The sequence below is a fragment of the Caryophanon latum genome (assembly GCF_001700325.1).
Taxonomy (GTDB): domain Bacteria; phylum Bacillota; class Bacilli; order Bacillales_A; family Planococcaceae; genus Caryophanon; species Caryophanon latum.
In genome coordinates this window covers 141,387-164,681 of sequence record NZ_MATO01000034.1, presented here as the reverse complement: position 1 = coordinate 164,681, position 23,295 = coordinate 141,387, and the positions used below count along the sequence as shown (strand labels likewise).

24 protein-coding genes and 1 pseudogene are annotated in these 23,295 nt (G+C 42.7%); 21 read left to right on the top strand and 4 right to left on the bottom strand.

Annotation, left to right across the window (positions count from 1 at the left end):
* Positions 1-146: 146 nt before the first annotated feature.
* The 14 genes and pseudogenes from A6K76_RS09145 (at position 147) to A6K76_RS09075 (ending at position 11,469) form a co-directional block, all read left to right on the top strand.
* Positions 147-1,042: pseudogene (locus tag A6K76_RS09145) on the top strand (ABC transporter ATP-binding protein).
* Positions 1,039-1,290 carry a hypothetical protein gene (locus A6K76_RS09140; RefSeq protein ID WP_066464306.1) on the top strand — a complete coding sequence of 84 codons (252 nt, stop codon included), beginning with the start codon at positions 1,039-1,041 and terminating at the stop codon, positions 1,288-1,290. The pseudogene A6K76_RS09145 and the gene A6K76_RS09140 overlap by 4 nt, the downstream one beginning before the upstream one ends.
* Before the next feature lie 114 nt (positions 1,291-1,404).
* The gene (locus A6K76_RS17200) at positions 1,405-2,916 is read left to right on the top strand and encodes a methyl-accepting chemotaxis protein (RefSeq protein WP_066464304.1); all 1,512 of its coding nucleotides are present in this window, start codon (positions 1,405-1,407) and stop codon (positions 2,914-2,916) included.
* 368 nt (positions 2,917-3,284) lie between these two features.
* Positions 3,285-3,977: a prepilin peptidase gene (locus A6K76_RS09125; RefSeq protein WP_066464302.1), complete on the top strand. Its 693-nt coding sequence runs from the start codon at positions 3,285-3,287 to the stop codon at positions 3,975-3,977.
* Positions 3,978-3,991: 14 nt separating this feature from the next.
* Positions 3,992-4,468, top strand: a complete 477-nt coding sequence (locus A6K76_RS09120) for a dihydrofolate reductase (protein WP_066464301.1) — start codon at positions 3,992-3,994, stop codon at positions 4,466-4,468.
* Positions 4,469-4,553: 85 nt separating this feature from the next.
* Positions 4,554-5,399 carry a DegV family protein gene (locus A6K76_RS09115; RefSeq protein ID WP_066464294.1) on the top strand — a complete coding sequence of 282 codons (846 nt, stop codon included), beginning with the start codon at positions 4,554-4,556 and terminating at the stop codon, positions 5,397-5,399.
* A gap of 153 nt (positions 5,400-5,552) precedes the next feature.
* Positions 5,553-6,452 carry a GDSL-type esterase/lipase family protein gene (locus A6K76_RS09110; protein WP_169818002.1) on the top strand — a complete coding sequence of 300 codons (900 nt, stop codon included), beginning with the start codon at positions 5,553-5,555 and terminating at the stop codon, positions 6,450-6,452.
* Positions 6,445-7,026, top strand: coding sequence for a YpmS family protein (locus tag A6K76_RS09105; protein ID WP_066464290.1), 582 nt, complete (start codon positions 6,445-6,447; stop codon positions 7,024-7,026). The genes A6K76_RS09110 and A6K76_RS09105 overlap by 8 nt, the downstream gene beginning before the upstream one ends.
* Positions 7,026-7,553 carry a peptide-methionine (S)-S-oxide reductase MsrA gene (gene msrA / locus A6K76_RS09100; RefSeq protein ID WP_066464287.1) on the top strand — a complete coding sequence of 176 codons (528 nt, stop codon included), beginning with the start codon at positions 7,026-7,028 and terminating at the stop codon, positions 7,551-7,553. The genes A6K76_RS09105 and msrA overlap by 1 nt, the downstream gene beginning before the upstream one ends.
* Positions 7,546-7,974, top strand: a complete 429-nt coding sequence (msrB, locus tag A6K76_RS09095; RefSeq protein ID WP_066464285.1) for a peptide-methionine (R)-S-oxide reductase MsrB — start codon at positions 7,546-7,548, stop codon at positions 7,972-7,974. The genes msrA and msrB overlap by 8 nt, the downstream gene beginning before the upstream one ends.
* A 109-nt stretch (positions 7,975-8,083) precedes the next feature.
* A complete protein-coding gene (locus A6K76_RS09090) occupies positions 8,084-8,308 on the top strand; it encodes a YozE family protein (protein ID WP_083995366.1) in 225 nt (74 codons plus the stop codon).
* A gap of 110 nt (positions 8,309-8,418) precedes the next feature.
* On the top strand, positions 8,419-9,126 hold the full coding sequence (deoD, locus tag A6K76_RS09085; protein WP_066464280.1) for a purine-nucleoside phosphorylase: 708 nt from the start codon (positions 8,419-8,421) through the stop codon (positions 9,124-9,126).
* A gap of 507 nt (positions 9,127-9,633) precedes the next feature.
* Positions 9,634-10,641 (top strand): hypothetical protein, encoded by a 1,008-nt coding sequence (locus A6K76_RS09080; RefSeq protein ID WP_066464278.1) that lies wholly within the window; start codon positions 9,634-9,636, stop codon positions 10,639-10,641.
* Between the two features lie 240 nt (positions 10,642-10,881).
* The gene (locus A6K76_RS09075; protein ID WP_066464275.1) at positions 10,882-11,469 is read left to right on the top strand and encodes a hypothetical protein; all 588 of its coding nucleotides are present in this window, start codon (positions 10,882-10,884) and stop codon (positions 11,467-11,469) included.
* A gap of 165 nt (positions 11,470-11,634) precedes the next feature.
* Here the strand turns inward: A6K76_RS09075 and A6K76_RS09070 are convergent, their stop codons facing one another.
* Together A6K76_RS09070 and A6K76_RS09065 are read right to left on the bottom strand one after the other, a co-directional pair.
* A complete protein-coding gene (locus tag A6K76_RS09070; RefSeq protein ID WP_066464273.1) occupies positions 11,635-12,738 on the bottom strand; it encodes a hypothetical protein in 1,104 nt (367 codons plus the stop codon).
* A 123-nt stretch (positions 12,739-12,861) separates the two neighbouring features.
* Complete coding sequence (locus tag A6K76_RS09065) at positions 12,862-13,470, bottom strand: hypothetical protein (protein WP_066464271.1); 609 nt, start codon at positions 13,468-13,470, stop codon at positions 12,862-12,864.
* 128 nt (positions 13,471-13,598) lie between these two features.
* Here A6K76_RS09065 and A6K76_RS09060 point away from each other — a divergent pair, with 128 nt between their 5' ends.
* From A6K76_RS09060 to A6K76_RS09050, 3 genes are all read left to right on the top strand, one after another.
* Entirely contained in the window at positions 13,599-13,943 is a 345-nt protein-coding gene (locus A6K76_RS09060; protein WP_066464269.1) for a helix-turn-helix domain-containing protein, read from the top strand.
* 94 nt (positions 13,944-14,037) lie between these two features.
* Positions 14,038-14,217, top strand: a complete 180-nt coding sequence (locus tag A6K76_RS09055) for a hypothetical protein (protein ID WP_066464268.1) — start codon at positions 14,038-14,040, stop codon at positions 14,215-14,217.
* Between the two features lie 209 nt (positions 14,218-14,426).
* Complete coding sequence (locus A6K76_RS09050) at positions 14,427-14,867, top strand: hypothetical protein (RefSeq protein ID WP_066464267.1); 441 nt, start codon at positions 14,427-14,429, stop codon at positions 14,865-14,867.
* A 50-nt stretch (positions 14,868-14,917) separates the two neighbouring features.
* Here the strand turns inward: A6K76_RS09050 and A6K76_RS09045 are convergent, their stop codons facing one another.
* Positions 14,918-15,115 carry a hypothetical protein gene (locus A6K76_RS09045; RefSeq protein WP_066464266.1) on the bottom strand — a complete coding sequence of 66 codons (198 nt, stop codon included), beginning with the start codon at positions 15,113-15,115 and terminating at the stop codon, positions 14,918-14,920.
* A 750-nt stretch (positions 15,116-15,865) separates the two neighbouring features.
* Here A6K76_RS09045 and A6K76_RS09040 point away from each other — a divergent pair.
* The 4 genes from A6K76_RS09040 (at position 15,866) to A6K76_RS09025 (ending at position 22,123) form a co-directional block, all read left to right on the top strand.
* Entirely contained in the window at positions 15,866-17,842 is a 1,977-nt protein-coding gene (locus A6K76_RS09040) for a DUF2339 domain-containing protein (RefSeq protein ID WP_066464265.1), read from the top strand.
* 99 nt (positions 17,843-17,941) lie between these two features.
* On the top strand, positions 17,942-19,465 hold the full coding sequence (locus A6K76_RS09035; protein WP_066464263.1) for a S41 family peptidase: 1,524 nt from the start codon (positions 17,942-17,944) through the stop codon (positions 19,463-19,465).
* A gap of 151 nt (positions 19,466-19,616) precedes the next feature.
* Positions 19,617-20,519 (top strand): CobW family GTP-binding protein, encoded by a 903-nt coding sequence (locus A6K76_RS09030; protein ID WP_066464261.1) that lies wholly within the window; start codon positions 19,617-19,619, stop codon positions 20,517-20,519.
* A gap of 518 nt (positions 20,520-21,037) precedes the next feature.
* Positions 21,038-22,123 (top strand): undecaprenyldiphospho-muramoylpentapeptide beta-N-acetylglucosaminyltransferase, encoded by a 1,086-nt coding sequence (locus tag A6K76_RS09025; protein ID WP_066464260.1) that lies wholly within the window; start codon positions 21,038-21,040, stop codon positions 22,121-22,123.
* A 295-nt stretch (positions 22,124-22,418) separates the two neighbouring features.
* Here A6K76_RS09025 and A6K76_RS09020 read toward each other — a convergent pair whose 3' ends face one another.
* Complete coding sequence (locus A6K76_RS09020) at positions 22,419-22,967, bottom strand: GNAT family N-acetyltransferase (protein WP_066464258.1); 549 nt, start codon at positions 22,965-22,967, stop codon at positions 22,419-22,421.
* Positions 22,968-23,295: the final 328 nt, after the last annotated feature.

Below are 23,295 nucleotides of genomic sequence, written 5' to 3'. Positions count from 1 at the left end.
TGAAGCGACGACTCCGAGGAAAGCGTCCGCGTAACAAAGCGAAGCCTGCCGTATGAACACGTAACGGTACGATATTTCTAAAACAATACTTCGTCGTTCACCACATCACGTTCATTTTAGAAAAGCATCGTCCATAACGAAAGGAGATGCGGAATTTGTTAGCAATCGATGTACAGCATTTACAAAAGCATTACGGTGATGTGAGGGCAGTCGATGATATTTCGTTTTCGGTCGAGCAAGGGGCGTTGTTTGCGTTTTTAGGTACGAACGGCGCGGGGAAATCGACGACGATTGAAATTTTATGCACGCTGCTAGAGAAGACGGGTGGTGACGTGTGCGTAAATGGACATACGCTCGGTACGTTGAAGGAAAATACGGCGATTCGCAAGTCGATTGGCATCGTCTTTCAGCAAAGCTTGCTTGATGCGCAGTTAACGGTGAACGAAAACATCATGCATCGCGGGCGCTTTTATGAGCTGACGAAACAGCAGCTCGCGGAAAATTATGCGTTTGTGAGCGATTATTTGGAGCTAGAGGACATTGCGCATAAAAAGTACGGGCAGCTGTCGGGCGGGCAAAAGCGACGAGCGGGCATTGCACGGGCACTCATTCATCGACCGCACATTTTGTTTTTAGATGAGCCGACGACTGGACTTGATCCGCAATCGCGTCAGCTTGTATGGGCGGCTACGTGCTGAGATGAACATGACCGTCTTTTTGACGACGCATTATATGGAGGAAGCGGCATTTGCGGACAATATTATCGTGTTAAAGCGCGGCAAAATTGTTGCACAAGGCTCGCCGAATGAGCTGAAGGAGCGGTATGCGTCGGATCAGCTTTCAAGATGGGTTTACGCCGGACGCGCTCGGTTATCCGCTTCAGCAACAAGGCGACGTGTATGCGATGAAGCTGTCGTCTACGCTTGAAGCGATTGATATTTTACATACGGTGGCGCCGCACATTACATCATTTGAAGTAATAAAAGGCTCGCTTGACGACGTATTCGTACAAATTGTCGAGGAAGCAGGTGAACGCTCATGAATGCGTTAATTAGTTTAGTGGTGCGTCATAACAAAGTGTTTTTGCGCAACCGCATGCTCGTTTTTTTCTCGATGTTGTCGGTCATCATCGTCATTGCGCTTTATGCCATTTTCCTGCAAAAAACGCAAATTGACGCGATTGAGCAAGTGATGCCCGCGACGAGTGCGATTCACGTCATGGTGATAAAAATGTACACTTCATCATATATTGCCACACGAGCAGTTCTATTTTTTTTATATTCAAAATGATATATGTTATATTTTGTTATTAAAATATGTGAAAAGGATAGTTTTGAATGTGTTTCTTAGGGTATATTTTACCGAATGACTAAATGATTGAAACATAATGGAGGCGAAAGGAATATGTTCTTTAAACGAGACAAAATGGCGATTGCAGATTCGGTATTACAGGCACAGAGCGAGGCGCATAAAATAGCGGCGATGAAACAGCAGTTTTCGTTTCGTTACGAAGTGAAGCAACAAGATGAGCAGCTGAGCAATGTCGTAGCCAATATGAACGATGCATTAGCGACGTATGAGGAGCATGAAGAAACGTTGCAGCATAAGCTAAATATTTTAATGGGTGTGCAGCATTTTGGCTTTTGGGAAGTTCGTTTGGCAAACCATCAATTTCTCGATGCGAACAATGAATTTATTTTGGAGCCGTCGTTAAAGGAAATGCTTGGGTATGCAGAGCATGAGCTAACAAATAGCATCGTGGATTTGCAAAAACTTGTGCCCGATGAACAAGACCCAATGTTGTTACAAGCGATTGAGGAGCATTTTCAAGATCCTACCGGTAGAACACCATTTGACGTGCAGCATTATATGCGTTTTCGTGATGGTATGTATCGCTGGGTACATACATTTGGAGCTGCGATTCGCAATGAAGAAGGCAAGCCTGTTCGTTTAATTGCGACAGTGATAAACATTCATGAGCAAAAAACGAATGAAGAGCAGTTGAACAATGTCGTGGAACGTTACGATTTAATTAACGAGTCACTTGTGGAGTCACCGTGGGATATTACGTTCGTTGATCCCGATCCGTTTCATCCGGAAAATCGCTATTGGTGGAGCGACCAATTTAGACGAGCGCTCGGCTTTAACGATGAGCATGATTTTCCGAATACGTACCACGCGTGGAAAGACCGCCTTCATCCAGACGATGCGGATCGTGTAGCGACGGAGTTAATGGCGCATTTAGAAGATTGGACAGGTCGCACACCGTTTGACGTCGATTATCGTATTTTAACGAAGGCGAATGAATACATTTGGGTGCGCGCAAATGGCAAGACGATTCGTTATCCGAACGGTCAGCCACAACGATTAGCAGGCGTGTTCCGAGACATTTCGATGGAGCGCACGAAATATGCGATGGTGACCGAAACGACGACGCGCATGGAAAATTTATCGGCGTCGATTACCGAGCTTGTGAGCGGCATTAATTCGATTACAGTGCAAGCGCAGGAGCTCGCCTATACGCAAGAAAAGACGACGCTTGCGGCAAACGATGCAAAGACGCTTGCCGATGAAACGCAGCTCATTTCTAATTTCATTCGAGGTCTTGCCGATCAAACGAATTTGCTCGGGTTGAATGCGGCAATTGAAGCGGCGCGTGCAGGAGCTGAAGGGAAAGGGTTCGGCGTTGTAGCAGATGAGGTGCGAAAGCTAGCTGTCCATTCATCTGACGCGACGAACAATATTGAAGAAAGCTTAACGCAAATGAAGGCGTCGATCGATATGATTTTACGTCACATGTTGCAAATTAATGATTTAGCTCAAACGCAGGCAGCATTAACGCAGCAAATGAACGCTTCTGCGGACGAAATTCATATGATGTCTCAAGATTTAGTGGAGTTTGCGAAAAGTCAATAAATCAAAAAATGGCTGGATGCGCGTTGCAACGTGTCCAGCCATTTTTTGTGCTGGTGAAAGAACCTATTTTCTACAGTGCTCATGCGAAAATAGCGTTTGTTAATACGCCATCTTTATGTTTTTCTACATCATGGCAGAGCGCGTACGGCGAGACACCTTAAGGAAAAGCTCGTGACTCATGAGCAACATCGTGTTCGCCACCGAGCTTGAGGAATTGATCTGCCTCGAGTAACCGCATAGGAAAAGCGAGCCGCCATACGCTTTTGCCAATTAGCTTGTCATTGCATACGAAAATATAGTTTTCGCACTTGTTGTTGGCGTGCATATGGACACATTTTATACTAATAGCCAAAAAGGACGTGACATGAATGAGCTTCATCATTGGCGCTATTGTCGCTTCATTTAGCTATGTAGTCGGTGTGCGTTTACCGCAGCACGAAAACTGGTGGTCGGCACGCTCGCAATGTCCGTGCTGCTGCGCGAATTTAATGTGGTATGAGCTGTTACCAATTATCAGCTTCGTTTGGCAAATGGGGCGCTGTCGGCATTGCCGGTCGCGCATTGCGTGGCGATACGTGTTATTTGAGCTAGCTGGTGGAGTAATGAGCTATGCGTTTTATGCGCTATATGGCTTGTCGCTTCAATGGGGACTTGCACTATTTATTATGCTGTTTTGCTTCATTGTGAGCGTAGCAGATATGACGTATATGATCGTACCAAATCGGGTATTGCTTTATATAGGCGTGCCGCTTCTGTTGCTATATAGCTTGCAGCAATCGATTTATAGTATGATAGCGGGAGCAGTCGTTGCGTTCGGGCTACTGTATACGATTCATTTGTTAACAGATGGCATCGGTGCAGGAGATGTGAAGCTTGTGGCGATTTTAGGGGCGTTCGTGCAAATCGAGCAGCTATTTTTCATGCTGAGCATTGCGTGCATGTTTGGCTTTTGTTTATTTGTCGTGCGGCGCGAACGCATCATTCCGTTTGCCCCAGCGCTTTGTATGGCAACGCTCGTGACGCTGTTTGTAGACGATTTGCAGCTGTTTACATTTTATTAAAGGGAGCGAAATAGATGATTTCATTAATTGTGGCACATGACGAGCAATACGTCATTGGAAAAGATAACGCGATGCCGTGGCATTTGCCAGGGGATTTACAATATTTTAAGGAGCAAACGATCGGCAAGCCGGTCATTATGGGGCGCAAAACGTTTGAATCGATTGGACGACCGCTGCCAGGGCGACGCAACATTATTATTACGCGCAACTGTGACTATGCGGCGGACGGTATTGAAACGGTTGGCTCACTCGAGGAAGCACTTGCGTTAACAGCAGATGCGAACGAGCAAATGATTATCGGTGGCCAGCAAATTTTTACAGAAGCGTTGCCGTTAGCGGATCGCTTATACATTACGCATATCGATACGACGTTTGAAGGCGATACGTTTTTCCCGCACTATCCGCAGTTTACGTTAGTTGCCGAGCAGCCGCCGCTTCAAGCGAACGAAGGCTACACATTCCGCTACTGCATTTACGAAAAGCAAGTATAATTGACACACATGATAAATGTCATCTTTACAGCACGGAAGGCGACTTGTAAAATTAAGAGACTTAACAAGAAGGATGTGCTGACAAGTGGGGCGAATTCACATTGTAACGGATTCAACGTGTGACCTTTCAAGCGAAGAGTTACAACGTTTAAATATTCATTTCGTACCGTTAACAATTCAATTAGGTGGAAATACGTATGTAGACCGCATCGAAATTGGGCCAGAAGAGTTTTTACATAAGATGTCTGAAATTAAAGAGCTACCGAAAAGCTCACAGCCAGCGCCAGGGAAATTTGTCGAAATGTACGAGTCACTTGCGACAGAGCCAGGCGATCAAATTTTATCGATTCATATGACAGGTGGTATGAGTGGTACGGTACAATCGGCGCGTCAAGCTGCGGAAATGGCAAACGCGGACGTAACGGTTGTCGATTCGTATTTCATCGCATGGGCGTTAGCGTTCCAGCTACGTGAAGCGGCACGACTACGTGATGAAGGCGCAACGATCGAGGAAATCGTCGCACGTTTAGACGTCGTACGTGCGAATACACGCTTATTCGTCATTGTCGATACGCTTGAAAATTTAGTAAAAGGCGGACGTGTCGGGCGTGGCATGGGCTTAATTGGCTCGCTACTAAACATTAAGCCAATTGCGACGATGGATGACGGCTCACTTTTACAGCTAGCGAAAGTGCGCAGCCATAAGCAAGTCGTGAAATATTGCTTTGAGCAGTTCCAGCAAGAAACAGCGGGCAAAACGGTAAAAGCAGTTGGCATTTCACACGCGGACGGCATGAGCACAATGGGGCAGCCGTTAAAGGAGCTTGTTGAGCAAACAGGCTTTAAAAACGTCGACATTGCGTTTACATGTCCGACGATTTCAACGCATACAGGGCCAGGTGCAATGGGCTTCATGTATTTTGCGGAATAATAAAAGAGGAAAACGACTATTCGAACGCGTTTCGAATGGTCGTTTTTTTGGAATAGTACAGTATTACAGTCATGAAATAAAAAGCGCATCATACTACATGTTATTGCGCTAAAAACGATGGTATGATGAATGAAAATGAAAGGGGCGATTTGTATGAGGAAGTGGCTTTCTAGCATTATATGTAGCTGTTTCGTTCTTACTGGTTGCTCCGTTACGATCGACCCAGCAGCAGAAGATTTAAACTTAACATACTACCCTGAAACGTTTAATGAATGGCAACAGCTGCAGCAACAACAGGAACGGGAAAAAGCGCAAAAGGAGCAGGAAGCCGAAATGGTGGACGAGCCGAAAGAAGGAGAGGAGCTGCTTTATGTAGCGCTCGGTGATTCGCTCACACGCGGCATTGGTGATAAGGAAAAGCGTTACGGTTGGACGGGGCGCTTAGCAGACGAAATGGAGAAGTGGCCGAGCGTGGCGCATGTTGAACTCGATAACCGTGGCAAAAATGGACGACGTAGCGATCAATTGCTGAAGCTGTTGAAAAAAGGGCATTATGATGAGCAGCTCGTCGAAGCGGATTTACTGTCCATTTCAATCGGTGGCAACGACGTTATGAAAGTCATTAAGAAAGATTTGTTTCAGCTCAGCACGACGACACCGCTAGAGAAAGAGCTAGAGAAGTACCGCGAGCGCTATCGTGACATTGTGGCGTACATTCGCGCACTCAATCCAGACGCACCGCTCATTATTTTAGGCTTTTACAACCCGTTCACGCTCATTACCGATGAGGAAAATGACTTTAACGGCATTATGGATCGCTTCAATGCGGTCATGGAAGCGCAGGCGATTGAGGACGTGAACGCATGCTTCGTGCCAGTCGATGATTTGTTTTTAACGAACGACGATTTAGTGTATCATACCGATTACTTTCACCCGAATGCACAAGGCTATGACAATATGACAAATCGTGCTATCGTATCATTACAGCAGTGCAATATTGAAGCGATGTCGAATGGACAAATTGGCTTTGAAGAGGTGATGCAAAGTGAATAAGTGGAAAGTAGCATTTTTAACGTTGCTGACGCTCGTATTTTTAGTCATCGCGATGCTTGTTGCGCTACTGTTTAGCGGCGAGCGTGTTGACATACCACCAGTGCAGCACCACGCAGGCAACGTCGTCATGGTACAAACGACCGCACCGGAGCTTGAAGCGATTGCGCGTTATTACATGCAAGACGCCATTACGAAGTCACCGATTCCATTTGATTTCTTTATCGATGAAACGGTGAACTTAACGAGTGAGCTGCAGCTGTTTGGCGTCACGATTCCGGTCGCGATGACGTTTGACCCGATCGTGCATGACGATGGCAACATTAGTTTAGAGCAACAAGAAATGAACATCGGCAATTTATCGCTGCCGCCGCAATACGTGCTCAAGCTGATCGGGCAGGCAGTGCAATTCCCAGATTGGATTACGGTGCAATCATCGGACGCGTCGATTTACGTCGATTTATCGCGCTTAAATATCGACAGTGGTACGCGTGTGCGAGCGAAAAAAATTGACTTAGCCGCAAATGAAATTCAACTCGAAATTATTATTCCTACAGTGAAAGAAGGCGAGCAATAATGGAAAAAGCAACATTCGCAGGCGGCTGCTTTTGGTGCATGGTGAAGCCGTTTGACGAGCAGCCAGGCATTGAATCAGTCATTTCAGGCTATACAGGAGGGCACGTGCCAAATCCGACGTACGAGCAAGTGTGCAGCGAGACGACGGGGCATTTAGAGGCAGTGCAAATTACGTTTGACCCGAGCATTTACCCGTATGAGGAGTTAGTCGAGCTATATTGGACGCTCATCGATCCGACCGATGCAGGCGGGCAATTTTACGACCGCGGCGAATCGTATACGACAGCCATTTTCGTGCATGACGAGCAACAGCGCGCCATTGCGGAAGCGTCGAAAAAACGTCTGGACGAATCGGGCAAATTTAACCGTCCAATCGCGGTGAAAATTTTAGATGCGAAGCCGTTTTACGAGGCAGAAGCGTATCATCAGCACTACTATAAAAAAAATCCAGCGCATTACAATCGCTACGCAGTCGGTTCAGGGCGCGAAGCATTTAAACAACAACATTGGGGGAACAAATATGAATAAAGAACAACGCTTACAACAACTAACGGAAATGCAATATTACGTTACGCAACAAAACGGCACAGAGCCACCGTACCGAAACGAATTTGACCAGCATTTTGAAGAAGGCATTTACGTCGACATCGTATCGGGCAAGCCGCTTTTCTCATCGCTCGATAAATACGATGCAGGCTGCGGTTGGCCAGCATTTACAAAGCCAATCGACGCACCAGAAATTGCGGAAATTTTTGATGAAAGCCACGGTATGCGCCGCGTGGAAGTGCGCTCAAAAACGGCCGATTCGCATTTAGGGCACGTATTCCCAGATGGCCCACAAGATCAAGGTGGCATGCGCTATTGCATTAACTCGGCGGCACTGCGCTTCGTTCCAGTAAGTGCGCTAGACGAAGAAGGCTACGGCGAATACAAGTCATTATTTGAATAAACGGCAGGTGTGCAAGCGTACGACACGCGCGCGCACCTTTTTTACTTGACCGACGTCATGGAAATTTGCCATGCTAGGACGAGAATAATTTGTGGAAGGATTGGGTATAGTGAGTAGAAAGACTTTTTACGCATACGTCATGACGTACCGAGGCGGCGATGTGGAGGACGCGGCGACGCATTTTGCGGAGGCGGCGTTTCAAGATGCGCAATTCCCGAAGCAAGCAACGGACTATGACGAAATTTCGAGCTACATCGAAATGCTTTCTGATGAGGCACTCAATGCACAAGCGTTTGACGTACTTTGGAACAGCTATGAGACAAAATATGTATAAAAGTTATCAGAAAAGTACAACTTCGGACGTCTAACAACACTTTCGTTGCAAAACGACACGTCTTTCCGTTATGATGGACAAGATATAATTTACAGAAATGAGGTCATTAAATGAGCGTTCATATTAATGCACAACAAGGCGACATCGCAGAAATCGTATTACTACCAGGAGATCCATTACGCGCAAAATACATCGCGGAAACATTTTTAGAAGATGTTGTACAGTATAATTCTGTACGTAACGCATTCGGCTACACAGGTACATATAAAGGTGTACGTGTATCAGTGCAAGGTACAGGTATGGGTGTACCATCAATTTCAATTTACGCAACAGAGCTTATGCAAGAGTACGGCGTAAAAAAATTAATCCGTGTCGGTACGTGTGGCGCTATTCAAGAGGACGTAAAAGTACGTGACGTTATCATCGCACAAACATCGTCTACAGATTCTTCATTAAACCGCGTTATTTTCGGCGGCAACATCGACTACGCACCAACAGCGGACTTCGATTTATTATTAAAAGCATACAACGCAGCAAAAGAAGCAAACTTAGCTGTACGTGTCGGCAACATTTTCACAGCAGACATGTTCTACTCGGACGAAGCACAAAACGAAAAGCTAGCGAAATACGGTGTGTTAGCAGTAGAGATGGAAACATCAGCACTATACACATTAGCAGCGAAATTCGGTCGCCAAGCATTAACAGTATTAACCGTATCAGACCATATCATTACTGGTGAAGTAACATCAGCAGAAGAACGTCAAACAACGTTCAACGACATGATGGTGATCGCGTTAGAAGCGGCGATTCAAGAGTAAGTAAAAGCATATAAAGAAGCGAGAGACGAAACGAGAGCAATGTGATTTTTCACAAATTCTCGGTTCAGTTTCTCGCTTTTTTTTGTGTATCAAGCGTGTTGAGTAGTCTATTCATTGGCAGTTCGCGTAGTGCGGCTCGCGTTCCTGGGGCTCGGCTCAAGCCTCCGCACCGCTCCTACGTCGCGGCTTACGGGGTCTTGAGGCACGAGCTTTTCCCCAAGGAGTCTCGCCGCACGCTCCCTGCCACTCATATACAGCATTTATTTCAGCGTGGTAACTAAAAATCATGAATTTCACTGTATACAAATGGCGTATTAACAGAACTAGTTAGAGAAATTAAAAAGCGAGAGACGAGCAAACATCAAGTGAGCGATCACAGGAAGTTTGCGTGGGCTCTCGCTTTTTCTTTTGTTGAAAATATGTATAATATATACTTTAAGGTTAAAATTAGGAGGAGATAAATAAAGAGTTTAACAAAATAATAATTGATATTGAAGGAGTGTAGAAATGAACAAGCTTTTGACAAATAAAAAAGAAGAAATCATTGAGTATTTAAATAATAATGACTGGGATTATGAAGCATACGAAGATTTTATTTTAGTGTATGAGTCAGACTTCCCGTATTTGTTAATTGATTTTGATGACAAAATTTATAACGAAGTAGACCATCAATACATAACGGGTACGCATAATGCGTGTGAAAATTCATTTTTTGCAGTCACAGATGGTAAAAAAACACGCGTATCTTACTTCGCTTTTGGTCATGATATTCATTTCAGTGATGTTCATTCGGTAGAAGAATTTTTAAATATTCCAGTAGAAGATCTGGCAGCGTTGAATATATTTTCAAGACTACATCGAAAATTTTTGGCTGATGAAGCCGTAGTAGAACAATTTATCGATTACGGAATTATTAGTGAGCAATCAAAAGTAGAGTGGCAAAAGCGATTTGCGGAATTTGCGAATGCGTTATTTTATGAAAAGTATGAGCCGACGAATCGTGTGTTACCAATTGAAATCGTTGAGGATTTACAACTAGAGTATAGAAGTTCTAAAAATGCTTCAGGAGGCGGTTATGAAGGTTTACATAGAAAATTTTTAGTTAAATTGCCGAATGGAGATGAAACTTCATTTGTCATTTCATTATTTGCCACAGGATCAACAGTTAGTGATACGGTATATGGTACGCGCAAAGGACAAACGCAATTAAACATTGCCATGCTGGATCAACCGAATAACGCATATAATTTGCAAGTGAATTTAGATAAGTTCATTGACCAAATAGGAGATTATTACGAAATTTGGCATAGTGGTATTCGTTCACGTATGAAAAAAGAATACGTACTGAATACAGTTCAAGAAATCGCACCCATTTTATTCGATGGTGACCGTATTAAGCTAGCAAGGTTTCCACTAGAAGGCAAAATTACTCGACGTACGTTTTCGGTATTTATTGAAAATTTAATTACATATTCGTATTGCCGTAAGCAGGCAGATATAAAATATAAAAAATAAGATGTTATTGCTGAAATAACGACATTCATTGCGTTAGAAGCGGCGATTCAGGAGTAAGTAAGAGCATATAAAGAAGCGAGAGACCAGCAAACACCGAGTGAGCGATCACAGGAAGTTTGCGTGGGTTTTCGCTTTTTCTTTTGTTAGAATATGTATAATATATACTTTAAGATTAAAATTAGGGGGAGAGAAATAAGGGGTTTATTTAAAATTGAAATAGAAGAAAAGGATTTGATGTAATTGTCAATCGTCATATTGTTAATAACTTTGATAGTGTATTTATTGTACTATGTTGTTATAGAAAAGAATAATGTATTTTCATTTAGTCCTAATACTAGACACGTAATCTTTCTTGTATGGGTAGCAAGCTTCTTTTTCTTAGCAATTTACATATTTGAAAGTGGACAACTGCCTATTGGAAAATTTATTATATATTTTATATTAATCATTATGATTATGTTTGCAGTAAATATCATAATGGTTGCATTCTTTGTAGACCAAGTTGTTGATATAAATACACCTAGGCAGAGGGCTATTGCTTTATTAATTGATTTAGGAATAATTTTCTTTTTCTTTAGTTTTGTACATTACTTTATATATTGGAATAACAATGACAGTTTTGATATAACAGTTGAAGGGCTGAATTGGTTTGATGTAGCAATAAGTTTTATATATTACTCTTTTTCAACAAGTTTGACGTATAGTGCAAGTGGAATAGAACCAATAAGTTCAACAGCGAAAATTTTATCAATGGTGCAAATTGCATTTTTCTACTTGGTATTAGGGGAATCTTTGTTTAGTGAAATTCAAAAGCGAAATGACAGTTAGAAATTGAAAACGGGGTTGTTCCAAAGTCAAAATCGACTTTGGGGCAGCCCTTTCATCTTGTAAAAATCTTTTTGTGTAGACATATGATACGAAAGCATAAAAGATTATTTTTCAATACAAAGAAAAGCTGTCCGAAAATTACTTATCGAACAGCCTCGTAACAGATTACGATTTAAAAATATTTAGTGGATTGATAAATTGACGTTTGTTGAAATCAGGTGTTTCAAAACTATCCCACCAAAATAGAATTTTTTCATTTTCAGGAAGATTGTTATCAATTGAATATACAAAATCAATTGCATTTTGCAATATCGTTATAGTTTCATCGGTGCTTAGACTTAACAATGGTTGAAGTTGAGCTATCTTATTTGTCTGCTCTACGAAAGCTGAAGTGTGTACAAATCTATCTCGAATTTTAATAGAATAATTAAATTTATTATATTGTAACGATATAGAAGCATTTTCTTTAATTTTAGGGTGTTCTACGAAGAGTAAATCTTCGATAATTTGAGTATCTTGAATATAACCTTTCATCTTATGGAGCTTATTTTGTGGGTACAGTTTTGAAGCTTTGATGTTATAAAAATAATAATATAGGTATGATTCGACGAAGTTCGTAGCTAAGATAACCAATGTTCTTTCGCTGCCTTTGTAAGAATAGTCAAGTCGTCTATATTCGGGATTATCTCGAATAGATAGATTATATTTTTGGAGTTCACAGATTTTATCATATTTTTTAATATAGTCGTTCCAAAGGTTAATTAAATCTTGATAGTTAAAAAATTCAGGGAAAGTACGAATTAGATTGTCATGTAAGGTTATATCTATCCAATGGTGATTTTTAATAGGATGTTGATTTGTATCTCTAAAGTAGTCTTTAATTCGAATAATTTTTTCTAAGTCTGAAACTAAATATAAAGTTTTTTTATTAAATTTTAAATCAGTTAAATAATTTCTGAAAAAGACAATTAATATATCTATTTGGCTATCTTGATGAGGGGTGATGAAATAATTATTTTTTAACGTTTCAATAGCTAATGCTTTGTTTTTTCTATATCCTTCACCATCTTTATTTGGAAGATATTTTGCTGAATGAAACATAAATTTTGCTTGATGATAGAAGAAACTTTCATGAATGTACTTCTTAAAAAGAATATCGTTTAAAATTCCTGCCAGGTAATATTTATATACCTTTTTTGGATGACTTCTGAACTGTCTTATTGTTTCACTACTAGTCATCTTGAGTAGTTCGTCTATAATATCATTCATAATATTTAACTCCTTCCTTTCCCTAATTATATTAATAAATGGAGTAATTAAATAAGTACTTGTAAGTCGGTAGAATAAAAAGAAACACTCATCAAACTATCGAGTAAGTGAGTGTTAGTTAAATCAATTAATTTGTATTTTTGTAGTCTCAAGTTTACTTTCTACACTTTCATATGTAGAATTAAGCGTTCTTGAAAATTCAATATAAGAACCTGCTGGATCAGTAGAAATGTTTACAAAAGTATTGTATTCTTCGAAAAGTTCTAGTAGAGCATTGTAATCATTTTCATATTTAGAAGGAGGATTTTTCAGTTTAGATAGTCTTTCAGATATTTGATTTGAACGATCCAATGCGTTATCAGTAGCGTCTGCTTTTGCAATTCGAATTATTGAAATCATGGTATTAAAAGATCCTTTTTGTATTACTCGACCGAGGTAAGTATTAGAACTATTATCGTAATTTAACAAAGGTTCTATGATAGATTCAGTCACTTCTAAATTTTTAGTGATGGTATCGAGAGAAATTGGTGCATCAATAATATCTCCCCAATATTTTTGATATGTAGCTCCAATAATAGCGGATTCAGCTATTGATAGTTCTATTTCATTTAATAGCATTGTCATTTCTTTTTGATATTCTTGTTCATCCCTTTTTTTGTCCCAAAAATAGTATCCTGTACCACCTACAATGATGGCAATCGTAACTAAGGCAATAAATATTATCTTTTTCATATGCGATATCCTCCCATTTAGAGTTAAGGTAAATTATAACATTTAAAACAATTTATTTCTACTTGTAAATAATTAAGATTTGCGTTTTATACGCTACTTAAGATACATATATATAGGGAGTGAAAGTTATGTGTAAGATGGTAACATTAATTGAATCATGGATGATGGAGAATGGGGTAACAACAATAGAACTTGCAGCGAGAATGGGTGTAAGTGAGACATTAGTACGCGCAATGTTAAGTGGTGAACGTCGCATTCCTGTAAAAAGAATCGAATCGCTTTCAAACATTACGCGTATTCCAGTGAGTACTTTATTGGGCGTACCGGAAAATAATTTTGCTGGCTACACAGTTATGGTACGTGGGGGAATAAAACAATTGAATGCTGAGCAAGAACGCTTAATTATGGACGTCGCTTTACTTGCGAACGAATATGATCGATTACGTGGTGTAAGCTGCAAAATAAAGTATTAAGTGAACTGATAAATGGAGAGTAATAAGAAGTTATTACAAATATCTGCCTTTTTTCTCTTGGGTGATCTATTTTATTAGCAATGGAGAGAGTAACATGACTATATTCGAATTAGTTGGGGTAAATATTTTAAATGAGCAACAAACTGAATTACTTGTAAATGAGCCACAAAAAATATTTACACCTCAGAAATATAAAAGCGGGTTAAATTTAACTCAAATTGAACGTAATGCACATGTTATAGAAATTTATAATAAGTGGTGTAAGAATAAATAAAAATAAGAAGAAGCTACTTGAGAATTATTCATCAGATAGCTTCTTTTTATTATGTTTTTATGCGGTTCGCCAACGTCTAGCACACGCAGTATAGTAATCGCACCACGCTTTATAGATGCCTAGCCATCGTTATATTTAGTATAGCGCAAATCATTTTTGAACGAAACGCCAAACCACGCTATACTATAGCAAACGAAAGAGGTGTTCTCATGGAAGAAAAATTCAAAGCGACGCTGCGTGCGCTCATTACGGGGACGAAAAGCTATAAACTGACGTGGGGTTACTTGTCGGATCGATATTTTGATGAGGTCGAGGCGTATTATGACCGCACGAATGAAACGGAAGCGGGCACGATGTATATGGCGTTTGATTCAGCATTTGAAGCGGTGTACGGGGACTTGCTTATGTTTATCGTATGTGCGGACGTGACCGATGAAGACGACGAAAGTGTTGGCGAATTGTTCGAGCTTCGCATGTACCAAGTTGATGGCGAGCAGGACATTGACTTAGAATCGGCGGTGCTGCTATACGATTCGATTGACGAGCAATACGAGGGCGATTTGAAACATTTATATGCACTTGCAGCAGGTAGTGCGAGCGGCGTCGATCGGCTGATGGATCAATTAATTCGTGAGCTGGGCGAGGCGTAGGAAGGAGCACATCACAAATGCGTGGTGTGCTTTTTCTATGTGTCAATAAGCTAAAAGAATAGCGAAAAAATGAAATACATACCGATTAACGCGCCAAGTGTGACAACTGGTTTAATGAGCCATTGTGGAGCGTTTGTTACTCTAACTAATGCGCCGAATAAAGCCGCAATGATGGCGATTCCTATGATGATGCCAGCGAGTTGTAATGCCATCGTCGTAATGGTGTTGCTATTGTCTACAAGTTGCATTTGTTTTCCTCCTCGAATGTTCTCATCTTAGTGTAACAAAGAGGGAGGAGGGGTTCGATTGTATTTTTCTGACCAACTATGATGATTGGAATGAAGGAGGGAGTTCAACGTGAAAAGCGTTTGGCATAGAAATAAATTTTCATCGCGCAACAGATGAGATTTATCGTGGAAATTTGAAGACGGAGCGCGTGAAGCGGCGACTCCTAGGGGAAAAGAACGTGCCGAGAGACTTGCTTTAGCAAGGCTCGAGTGCGGCGGTTGCGCCACGTCCATGTGGCACCGCCCGCATGACCAACATCGTGTTCGCCGCCGTTCCCCCAAGAAAGCGTCCGCGAAACGAAGCGTAGTCGAAGAACAGAAAAGCGTTGTCGGAAAAATTTATTTTCCAGACAACGCTTTGTCTTGTTTTGAGCTTTTTTCTGTATGCGATGATGTGTCGATTAATTCTCTGCTGTCGGTTTTGATTTCCATTTGATGCCGCTTGATACGCAGCCAAACGTAATGATTAATAAGAAAACAAATAATGTGTTATGTAACCAATAAGGCATACTAACTCTCCCCTTTGCATGAAAATCGTCTTTCCTTCGTCAGTGTATCGTATTTTACGTTTTTCGAATAGTGGGTTAATTTAATTAACTTGAAAAATTTTGGCACATTGTCACAAAATCGCCGAATATATTATTTTTTCTGAAAAGTGGAATAATTTTTCGTTGTAAAACGTTATAGTTAATATAGGAAGGAGTGAGGAGCATGTCTTTACAAAAACGGGTAACAGAGCTAGAAGCTGAAGTGCGTGTGCTGCGTGCGCAAATGGACGCGTTGCAGCGAGATCGATCGCCTGCTGCACGTACTGAGCAACCGCGACCGGAAGTAAAAGAGCAGCGACAAGCGGCACCGATCGTTTCGGAGCCAGTAGTCGAGAAGCCGAAGCGGTCAGCCGAGGAGCTAATGGCGGCATGGTTACCGAAGCTGTTTATGGTCGTGTTAATGCTTGGTGTCGTATGGGGTTTGAAAGTGATGAGCGATTACGGCTTGTTTGGCGATACGATGAAAATTGTTAGTGCGTATGCGTTGTCGTTAGCGATGCTTGCGGTGGCGTATTGGAAGCGTGAGACGTGGACTGAAGCGGCGTTTGATTCGCTGCTTGGCGGTACGTTTATCGTCGGAATGCTTGCGACAGCAGCAGGTGCCATTTTGTACGGTGTATTAAGTGAAAGTATGGCGCTCATTATTGCGCTGCTTTATATCGTGTACGGTGTCGGGGTGTCGTACGTGCGACGCAACGAAGTGCTCACGAGCTTTGTGTTTTTCACATCGCTATTGTTGCCGTATTTACTCGATTATATGGAAGTATCAAAGCCTGTTATTTTTATGTACATTGTCGTGATGTTTAGCGTCATGCAAATTGTGACGGTGAAGTATACGCAGTGGTATGCACAAATGATTGGCTTTAGCGCATCGATTTTTACGCTGACGTTTTTCTTATGGCAAGGCGATGCGAAAGTGAGCTGGGCGTTGCTGATAGTGCTCATTGTTATGGTCGCGTCGTCGATTCAGCTATTGACGGTCATTGTGCCAAAACGTGCGGTGCGCATTTGGTTGCTCAATAGCTACTTGTTTAGCTGCGGTATGTTGATGATGGAGGAGCAACTGTTGCCAGCTGTTGTGAGCGTTGTGCTGTTTGGCGCGGCGACTGCGTACGTGATGAAGCGTTACATGAAGCAGGCGCTCGACATTTTGTACGTGTCGACGGTTGCGAGCATGTTTGCGGTCGTCGTGAATGCGACAAGCAGCGATACGATTCAGCTATTTATTTTACCAGCGCTTGCGATTTGGTCAGCAGCGTATGCGATTTCGCGTCGTTTGAACATGTCGAGCGTTGTGCTCATTGCGGTGTCGCTAGTTGAGTGCTTCCTCGTGTATGTTACGTTGTTTAGTGAGGTTGATGACGTCGCACATCATATGCAATATGTGCTCATTCTCATATATGCGGTCGCGTGCTACGGTGTGCTGCGACGAAAGCCGATGCGCTATGAGCAAACGGGTGTGTCGATTGATGCGAGCGATTGCGTATGGCTTGTCGTGCTCGCGTTATGGGCTGGCTACGGTGCGGCACTCGATGAATTTTTCGAAATCGGACCGTTCGCCTACATTGTGTACTTTATGTCGCTCGGCTTAGTCGTTGTCGTGCTCGCACTACGTAAACGTTTAAACGATTTTGCGCAATATAGCACGATTGCGATGTGGGTGTTGTTTTCATTTAGCTTTTTATCGAGCACGTGGTTAAGTGAGACGGCGACGCTACATGTCGTTGCACAACTAAGCATGCTTGCGGTACTAGCATGGCTGCTCGTACTCGTGTTAAAATTCCAACATTTTGCGACGATTCCGTTTAGCGGCCGCGTCATTGCGTTACTGGCGTACATGTATGTCGTGTACGTTGCGTTCGTCAATCAGCTATTTGCGATGGACGTCGTGTCGTCAAGCGTGCGCCTCATGCTTCATACGATCATGCTGTTTGGTGTAGCGGCGGCGTTTATGGGCATTTACCAGCGCTTTAGCGAACGAATTTTTATGCGCATCGGAATTGGGCTGCTCGTGGTGGCATTTGTGAAGTTGCTGCTCGTCGACTTAGTCGCAATTAACATTTTCGTTCGTGCGATTTTATTTATTATCATCGGTGCGGTTGGCTTTTATTTATCAACGCGTCTTCGCACAAAAGAGTAACCATTTTTCTACGTCTTTTCTTTCCAGTTGGCGTATAAACTGATATTATGGATATAGTGTGGAAAAAACGTAACTGGAAAGAATGAGAGTGGTGACATTATGGACGAGCAAAATCAACAGCCAACACAACCACCGGAAGAACAAAAGGTAGGACGCGTAATACGCATTAAGCCGTTTACGTTTATTATGTTTACGTTCCTAACGATTTTACTAACGGCTGGGTTGACCCTTTTTGCTTTAACGTTTGGGGAAGAGAAAATTGTAGAAGTCAAAGTCCCGGTCGAACGTGAAGAATTTAGCAAGCTATATGATGCATATGACGAGCTAAATGAAAAATATTACAAAGACCTTGATCCAGAAAAAACAGTGCAAGGCGCAATTGACGGTTTATTCACATCGCTAGAAGATCCATATTCAGATTATATGGACGCGACAGAATCAGAGCAGTTCAATGCGGATTTATCATCAAGCTTTGAAGGAATCGGTGCAGAAATTCAAGCGGCAAACGGCTACATTAAAGTCGTATCGCCAATTAAAAACTCACCAGCTGAGCGAGCAGGCATGTTACCGGAAGATTTAATTTTAGAGGTGGACGGTCAAAGCTTACAAGGCTATACAGCTTCAGAGGCAGTGCTGTTAATTCGTGGTGAAAAAGGCACGACAGTTACGCTTAAAGTACAACGAGAAGGTGTGGACGCGCCAATTGACGTAACGATCGAACGCGCAGAAATTCCAGTCGAAACGGTGTACGGCGAGCTGTTAGACGGCGGTGTCGCGCATTTACAAATTACATCATTTAGCGACGAAACGTACAATGAGCTCGTAACGTATTTAGAGCAATACGAAAAAGAAGGCATGACGAGCATCGTGCTAGACGTGCGCCAAAACCCAGGTGGCTACTTACACATCGCATCAAACATTGCGAACTTGTTCGTACCAGCGGGTGAAAACATTTTACAAACAGAGGAAAAAAATAAGCCTGCAGAAGCGTTAAAAGCGACGTCAGGCAAAAAATATGATGTACCCGTTGCAGTATTAATTGATAACGGTAGTGCGTCGGCATCTGAAATTTTAGCAGCCGCATTACTTGAAACGATTAACGCACCAGTCGTTGGGAAAACGTCATTCGGTAAAGGGACGATGCAAGCAGCAGAGTCAATGGACGACGGCTCAACACTGAAGTTCACAACAGGCAAATGGTTAACACCAAAAGGCAATTGGGTGAACGAAACAGGCATTACGCCAACTGTTGAAGTAGACTATCCTGAATACGCATCATTGCCGTACATTAGCCCAGAAATCGAGCTAAAAGAAGGCATGATTTCAGAGGAAGTAAAAACAGTTGAGCAAATGTTACAGGCGCTTGGCTATGAAGTCGGCGAGCTAGACGGCGCATTCGACAACACGTTAGAAGCGGCAGTCAAGGAGTTCCAGCAGCAAGCACAGCTAGAGCCGACTGGTGTATTAACAGGCGATGCGACGACAGCGTTAATGACAGCGTTACGTGACCAATTAGATGAAGACGACCGCCAGTTAAAAGCGGCAATCGACGTCTTAAATGGCACGTACGAAGCGCCACCAGCTGAACAAGCAGAAGCTGAAGCAGCGACAGAAAACGAATAATTACTGTATAGGTCGTCACGTATGATTGCGTCATCGGCGAGCCGAATGAAGCAGGAATGCATGGACATATACGACAACAAATAACACGATGTAGACAAAGTCGCAAATGGAGGCTTTGTCTACATTTGTGTTTAGAAGGAAGGTTTACTGCATGAAAGATGTATATTTATTTAGCGGCTTTTTAGGAAGCGGTAAAACGTCATTATTAACGGACGTCATTCGCCAGTTTAAGGAGCTTGGCATGAAGCCCGCTGTCATTATGAATGAGCTTGGCAAATTGCCGTTTGATTCACAAGCAGTTGACGGCGACGTGCCACTGCGCGAAATGCTTGAAGGGTGCATTTGTTGCTCTGGCGCAGAAAAGACGGAAGCGCAAATTCAAACGCTTTTAATGGAGTCGGAGTTTGATGTGCTGTTAATTGAAACGACTGGCGCAGCTCACCCAGTCGAAGCGCTCGATGCGGTTTATTCGCCGCTTTTTGCCGATCAACTAAACATTAAAGGAATCGTGACGGTGGCGGACAGTCATTTATGGTTAAACCGCCATACGTTAACGCCGCAAGTACGCGTCTTATTTATGGAGCAAATTCGCCATGCGCACTTATTGCTCGCAAACAAAATGGATTTACTCAGTGAAAGCGAGCAGGCGCAAGTTGTGTATGAGCTGCAAGGGTTTAATAACAGTGCGTTCATTTTGCAGACGACAAACGGCAAAGTGCCACTGAAGCTGCTGCAACATATGGAAGCGACAGCACGCATCGCAAAAGAGGATATCGAGGAAGCGCGCATCGGCAAGCAGCTGCAATTAAGCTCGCGCATCGTCACATTCGATGAAGCGGTGACGCAAGAAGCATTTGAAGATTGGGTGCGTGCTTTACCAGACACGGTGTACCGCATGAAAGGGTACGTGCCGGTTGCAGGCGTCAAAAATCCGATGCTATTTCAATACGCATATGGCATGGTGCAATGGATGCCTGAATTTTTAAATATGCCACCGAAGCTCGTATTGATCGGTGAAAACATCGGTGCGATTGACGTGCTCGGTGTGAAGTAAGTTAGGATAAACGTTTGCTCGAAGGAAAATGACGATAAAAGACGCGGACTAAGTTTAGAACAGAAGTGAATTTTAATGACGGAGCGTGTGAAGCGGCGACTCCTAGGGGAAAAGAACGTGCCGAGAGACTTGCTTTAGCAAGGCGAAAGTAGCGGCGGTTGCGCCACGTCCATGTGGCACCGCCCGCATGACCAACATCGTGTTCGCCGCCGTTCCCCCAGGAAAGCGTCCGCGTAACGAAGTGTAGTCGAAAAGCAGAAAAGCGTTGTCGGGAAAGTACTTTCCTGATAGCGCTTTATTTTGTCTGAGCAATTCCGATGAAAAGCCACGCCAAGCTCCATTTTTTTCGTAAGTGAAGCGGTCATAACGAATGCGCATATTTTACGTACGTACAACTTGTGCTACAATAGGAGAGGTCATTTTTGACACTGCTAAACGACAAGACGAATGCGTTGAAGTTAGCAGCATAGACGAACGATTCCACATTCATTTACACGATCAGTTAGGAGACTATTATAGTGAAAAAGAAAACGATTATTTTAACAGGTGGGGGAACGGCTGGGCACGTATCGCTTAACCAGGCGATTATTCCGACGCTTTTGAAGGAAGGGTTTGACGTGCATTACGTCGGCTCAAAAGCAGGTATTGAAAAAGAGCTCATTACGACCGCATTTCCAAACGACGTAACGTATCACGAAATTTCAAGCGGGAAATTGCGTCGCTACTTCTCATGGCAAAACTTTAGCGATCCGTTTCGCGTGCTAGCAGGTGTAACGCAAACGATGAACATTATGCGCAAAGTGAAGCCAGTCATCGTATTCTCAAAAGGTGGCTTCGTGTCAGTACCGGTCGTCATGGCAGCAAAGGCGCTCGGCATTCCAGTCGTGAACCATGAATCAGACGTAACGCCAGGGCTTGCGAATAAAATCGCGCTGCCGTTCGTGTCACACATTTTTACCGTATTCAACGAAACGCTGCAACATTTACCAGCACAAAAGGCGACGTGTACAGGCTCGATCATTCGCTCGGAGCTGTTTACTGGCACGCGTCAAAAAGGGTTGTCTCTTTGTGGATTTGATGGCACGCGTCAAGTCGTGCTCGTCATGGGTGGTTCACAAGGCTCGGCGATTATTAACGATGCGGTACGTCAAAATTTACATACGCTGCTGCCGCAATTTGACGTCATTCATTTATGCGGAAAAGGGCATGCGGATGCGTCATTAGAAGGAAAAGCAGGTTATAAACAATTTGAATACGTAACGGACGAGCTAGCTAATTTATTGTATGCGAGTGATTTCATCATTTCGCGCGCGGGCTCAAACTCGATTTTCGAATTCCTTGCGCTGTACAAGCCGATGATGCTCATTCCGCTATCCGCAGCGAAATCACGCGGCGACCAAATTTTAAATGCGCGCTTATTTAAAAAGCAAGGGTTTGCGGTCGTGTTAGAGGAAGAGCAGCTAACGCCAAATACGTTTGCGGAGACGTTTAACGAGTTGCTTGACCGTAGCAGCGACATATTAAGTGCGATGGAGCAAGCAACACCACCGAAGACGCCAGAAGATATGGTCGCGCTCATTTTACAACATCAAAAACGCGCGTAATATGTAGACGGTAATTGAAATGCGGCATGCGAACGAGGCTCGAAACAAAAGGCGGACTTTAGCAGGAACAGCGAAAATGTTGTTGCGATGAGTAACCGCGGAGGCACCCGAGCCGAACATCGAGGAACAAAGGCTAAGTTTGTCGCGTCCTTGTGACAACGCCTTTGTTCGCCCTCCGCAACGAAAGAACGGTTATTATATGAAAAAGGCATCGGAACGTTTCGATGCCTTTTGTTTGTTATAAACGACGAAAGGGGCTAGTCGACATGAAATCGACTAGCCCCTTTTTATATAACTACATCGCTTGCTCTTCTTCGTCACCTTGCTTGTTCGCTGTAACAAGATAGAACAAATCGCGTGGAATTTTGAATAAGCGATATTGTGCTTCGCCAGCATTGATTTCGTCTAATAATGCTTTATGCGACTCTTCTGCTGATACGACATACGGCAACTTTTGTGCGGCGCGAATCGAGCGACCGTTTGTTACACGAATGCGTAAAAATACCGTATTGAAGTTTAACTCGAAAAACAATTCATTCAAGAAAGCGAGCTTTGCCTGCTCATTGTAGCCTTTACCTTGAAATGGTTTGCCAATCCAAGTACCTAAAAAGCCAGCATTGTCTTGTACGTCATAAATTGAAATAGTACCGATTGCTTGACCCCAATCATCTAAAATTGTGCGGGATACGACTAATCCATTTTTCTCGTCTTCAATCAGCTGTTTCGTCATGAACAAAAATTCCTCAGGGGAAGTTGCTTTTTGACGTACATACGGGAACACAGAAGGATGCGACATTAACTCAAATAATTCATTACACTCGTGCAAGTCTCGATGTTTTAACATGCGAAACGCCTCCTTTACATCTAGGGGTAGAATAAAATTCCAAAAAACTAATGATGCGAAAATGTAAACTGATCTTTCTAATTTCGTTTTCGTCATTCAAACCCACAGAACTAGATATAGCCATAAGCAAAATCGCTACATAGCAATCTCCCTTGTTGCTGATATGAACCTACAGTGACAGAATAGATTAGTTGTACAAATATAATAAACGGTAATAATGTTTTTTTGCAATAAATTTATACAAAATGTACGAAAATCGCTCGTTTTTGTGAACGTAGTCAGAAAAAACAGAAAAGGTAAAAAGTTTGAATTTTCTCTCGTACGTTTT

What these genes read in the sequence shown, in the direction of transcription:
- A6K76_RS09140 (WP_066464306.1), top strand. Translation starts at nt 1,039, where the DNA reads ATGAATGCGTTAATTAGTTTAGTGGTGCGTCATAACAAAGTGTTTTTG.
- A6K76_RS17200 (WP_066464304.1), top strand. Translation starts at nt 1,405, where the DNA reads ATGTTCTTTAAACGAGACAAAATGGCGATTGCAGATTCGGTATTACAG.
- A6K76_RS09125 (WP_066464302.1), top strand. Translation starts at nt 3,285, where the DNA reads ATGAGCTTCATCATTGGCGCTATTGTCGCTTCATTTAGCTATGTAGTC.
- A6K76_RS09120 (WP_066464301.1), top strand. Translation starts at nt 3,992, where the DNA reads ATGATTTCATTAATTGTGGCACATGACGAGCAATACGTCATTGGAAAA.
- A6K76_RS09110 (WP_169818002.1), top strand. Translation starts at nt 5,553, where the DNA reads ATGAGGAAGTGGCTTTCTAGCATTATATGTAGCTGTTTCGTTCTTACT.
- msrA (WP_066464287.1), top strand. Translation starts at nt 7,026, where the DNA reads ATGGAAAAAGCAACATTCGCAGGCGGCTGCTTTTGGTGCATGGTGAAG.
- msrB (WP_066464285.1), top strand. Translation starts at nt 7,546, where the DNA reads ATGAATAAAGAACAACGCTTACAACAACTAACGGAAATGCAATATTAC.
- deoD (WP_066464280.1), top strand. Translation starts at nt 8,419, where the DNA reads ATGAGCGTTCATATTAATGCACAACAAGGCGACATCGCAGAAATCGTA.
- A6K76_RS09080 (WP_066464278.1), top strand. Translation starts at nt 9,634, where the DNA reads ATGAACAAGCTTTTGACAAATAAAAAAGAAGAAATCATTGAGTATTTA.
- A6K76_RS09070 (WP_066464273.1), bottom strand. Translation starts at nt 12,738, where the DNA reads ATGAATGATATTATAGACGAACTACTCAAGATGACTAGTAGTGAAACA.
- A6K76_RS09065 (WP_066464271.1), bottom strand. Translation starts at nt 13,470, where the DNA reads ATGAAAAAGATAATATTTATTGCCTTAGTTACGATTGCCATCATTGTA.
- A6K76_RS09060 (WP_066464269.1), top strand. Translation starts at nt 13,599, where the DNA reads ATGTGTAAGATGGTAACATTAATTGAATCATGGATGATGGAGAATGGG.
- A6K76_RS09055 (WP_066464268.1), top strand. Translation starts at nt 14,038, where the DNA reads ATGACTATATTCGAATTAGTTGGGGTAAATATTTTAAATGAGCAACAA.
- A6K76_RS09050 (WP_066464267.1), top strand. Translation starts at nt 14,427, where the DNA reads ATGGAAGAAAAATTCAAAGCGACGCTGCGTGCGCTCATTACGGGGACG.
- A6K76_RS09045 (WP_066464266.1), bottom strand. Translation starts at nt 15,115, where the DNA reads ATGCAACTTGTAGACAATAGCAACACCATTACGACGATGGCATTACAA.
- A6K76_RS09040 (WP_066464265.1), top strand. Translation starts at nt 15,866, where the DNA reads ATGTCTTTACAAAAACGGGTAACAGAGCTAGAAGCTGAAGTGCGTGTG.
- A6K76_RS09035 (WP_066464263.1), top strand. Translation starts at nt 17,942, where the DNA reads ATGGACGAGCAAAATCAACAGCCAACACAACCACCGGAAGAACAAAAG.
- A6K76_RS09030 (WP_066464261.1), top strand. Translation starts at nt 19,617, where the DNA reads ATGAAAGATGTATATTTATTTAGCGGCTTTTTAGGAAGCGGTAAAACG.
- A6K76_RS09020 (WP_066464258.1), bottom strand. Translation starts at nt 22,967, where the DNA reads ATGTTAAAACATCGAGACTTGCACGAGTGTAATGAATTATTTGAGTTA.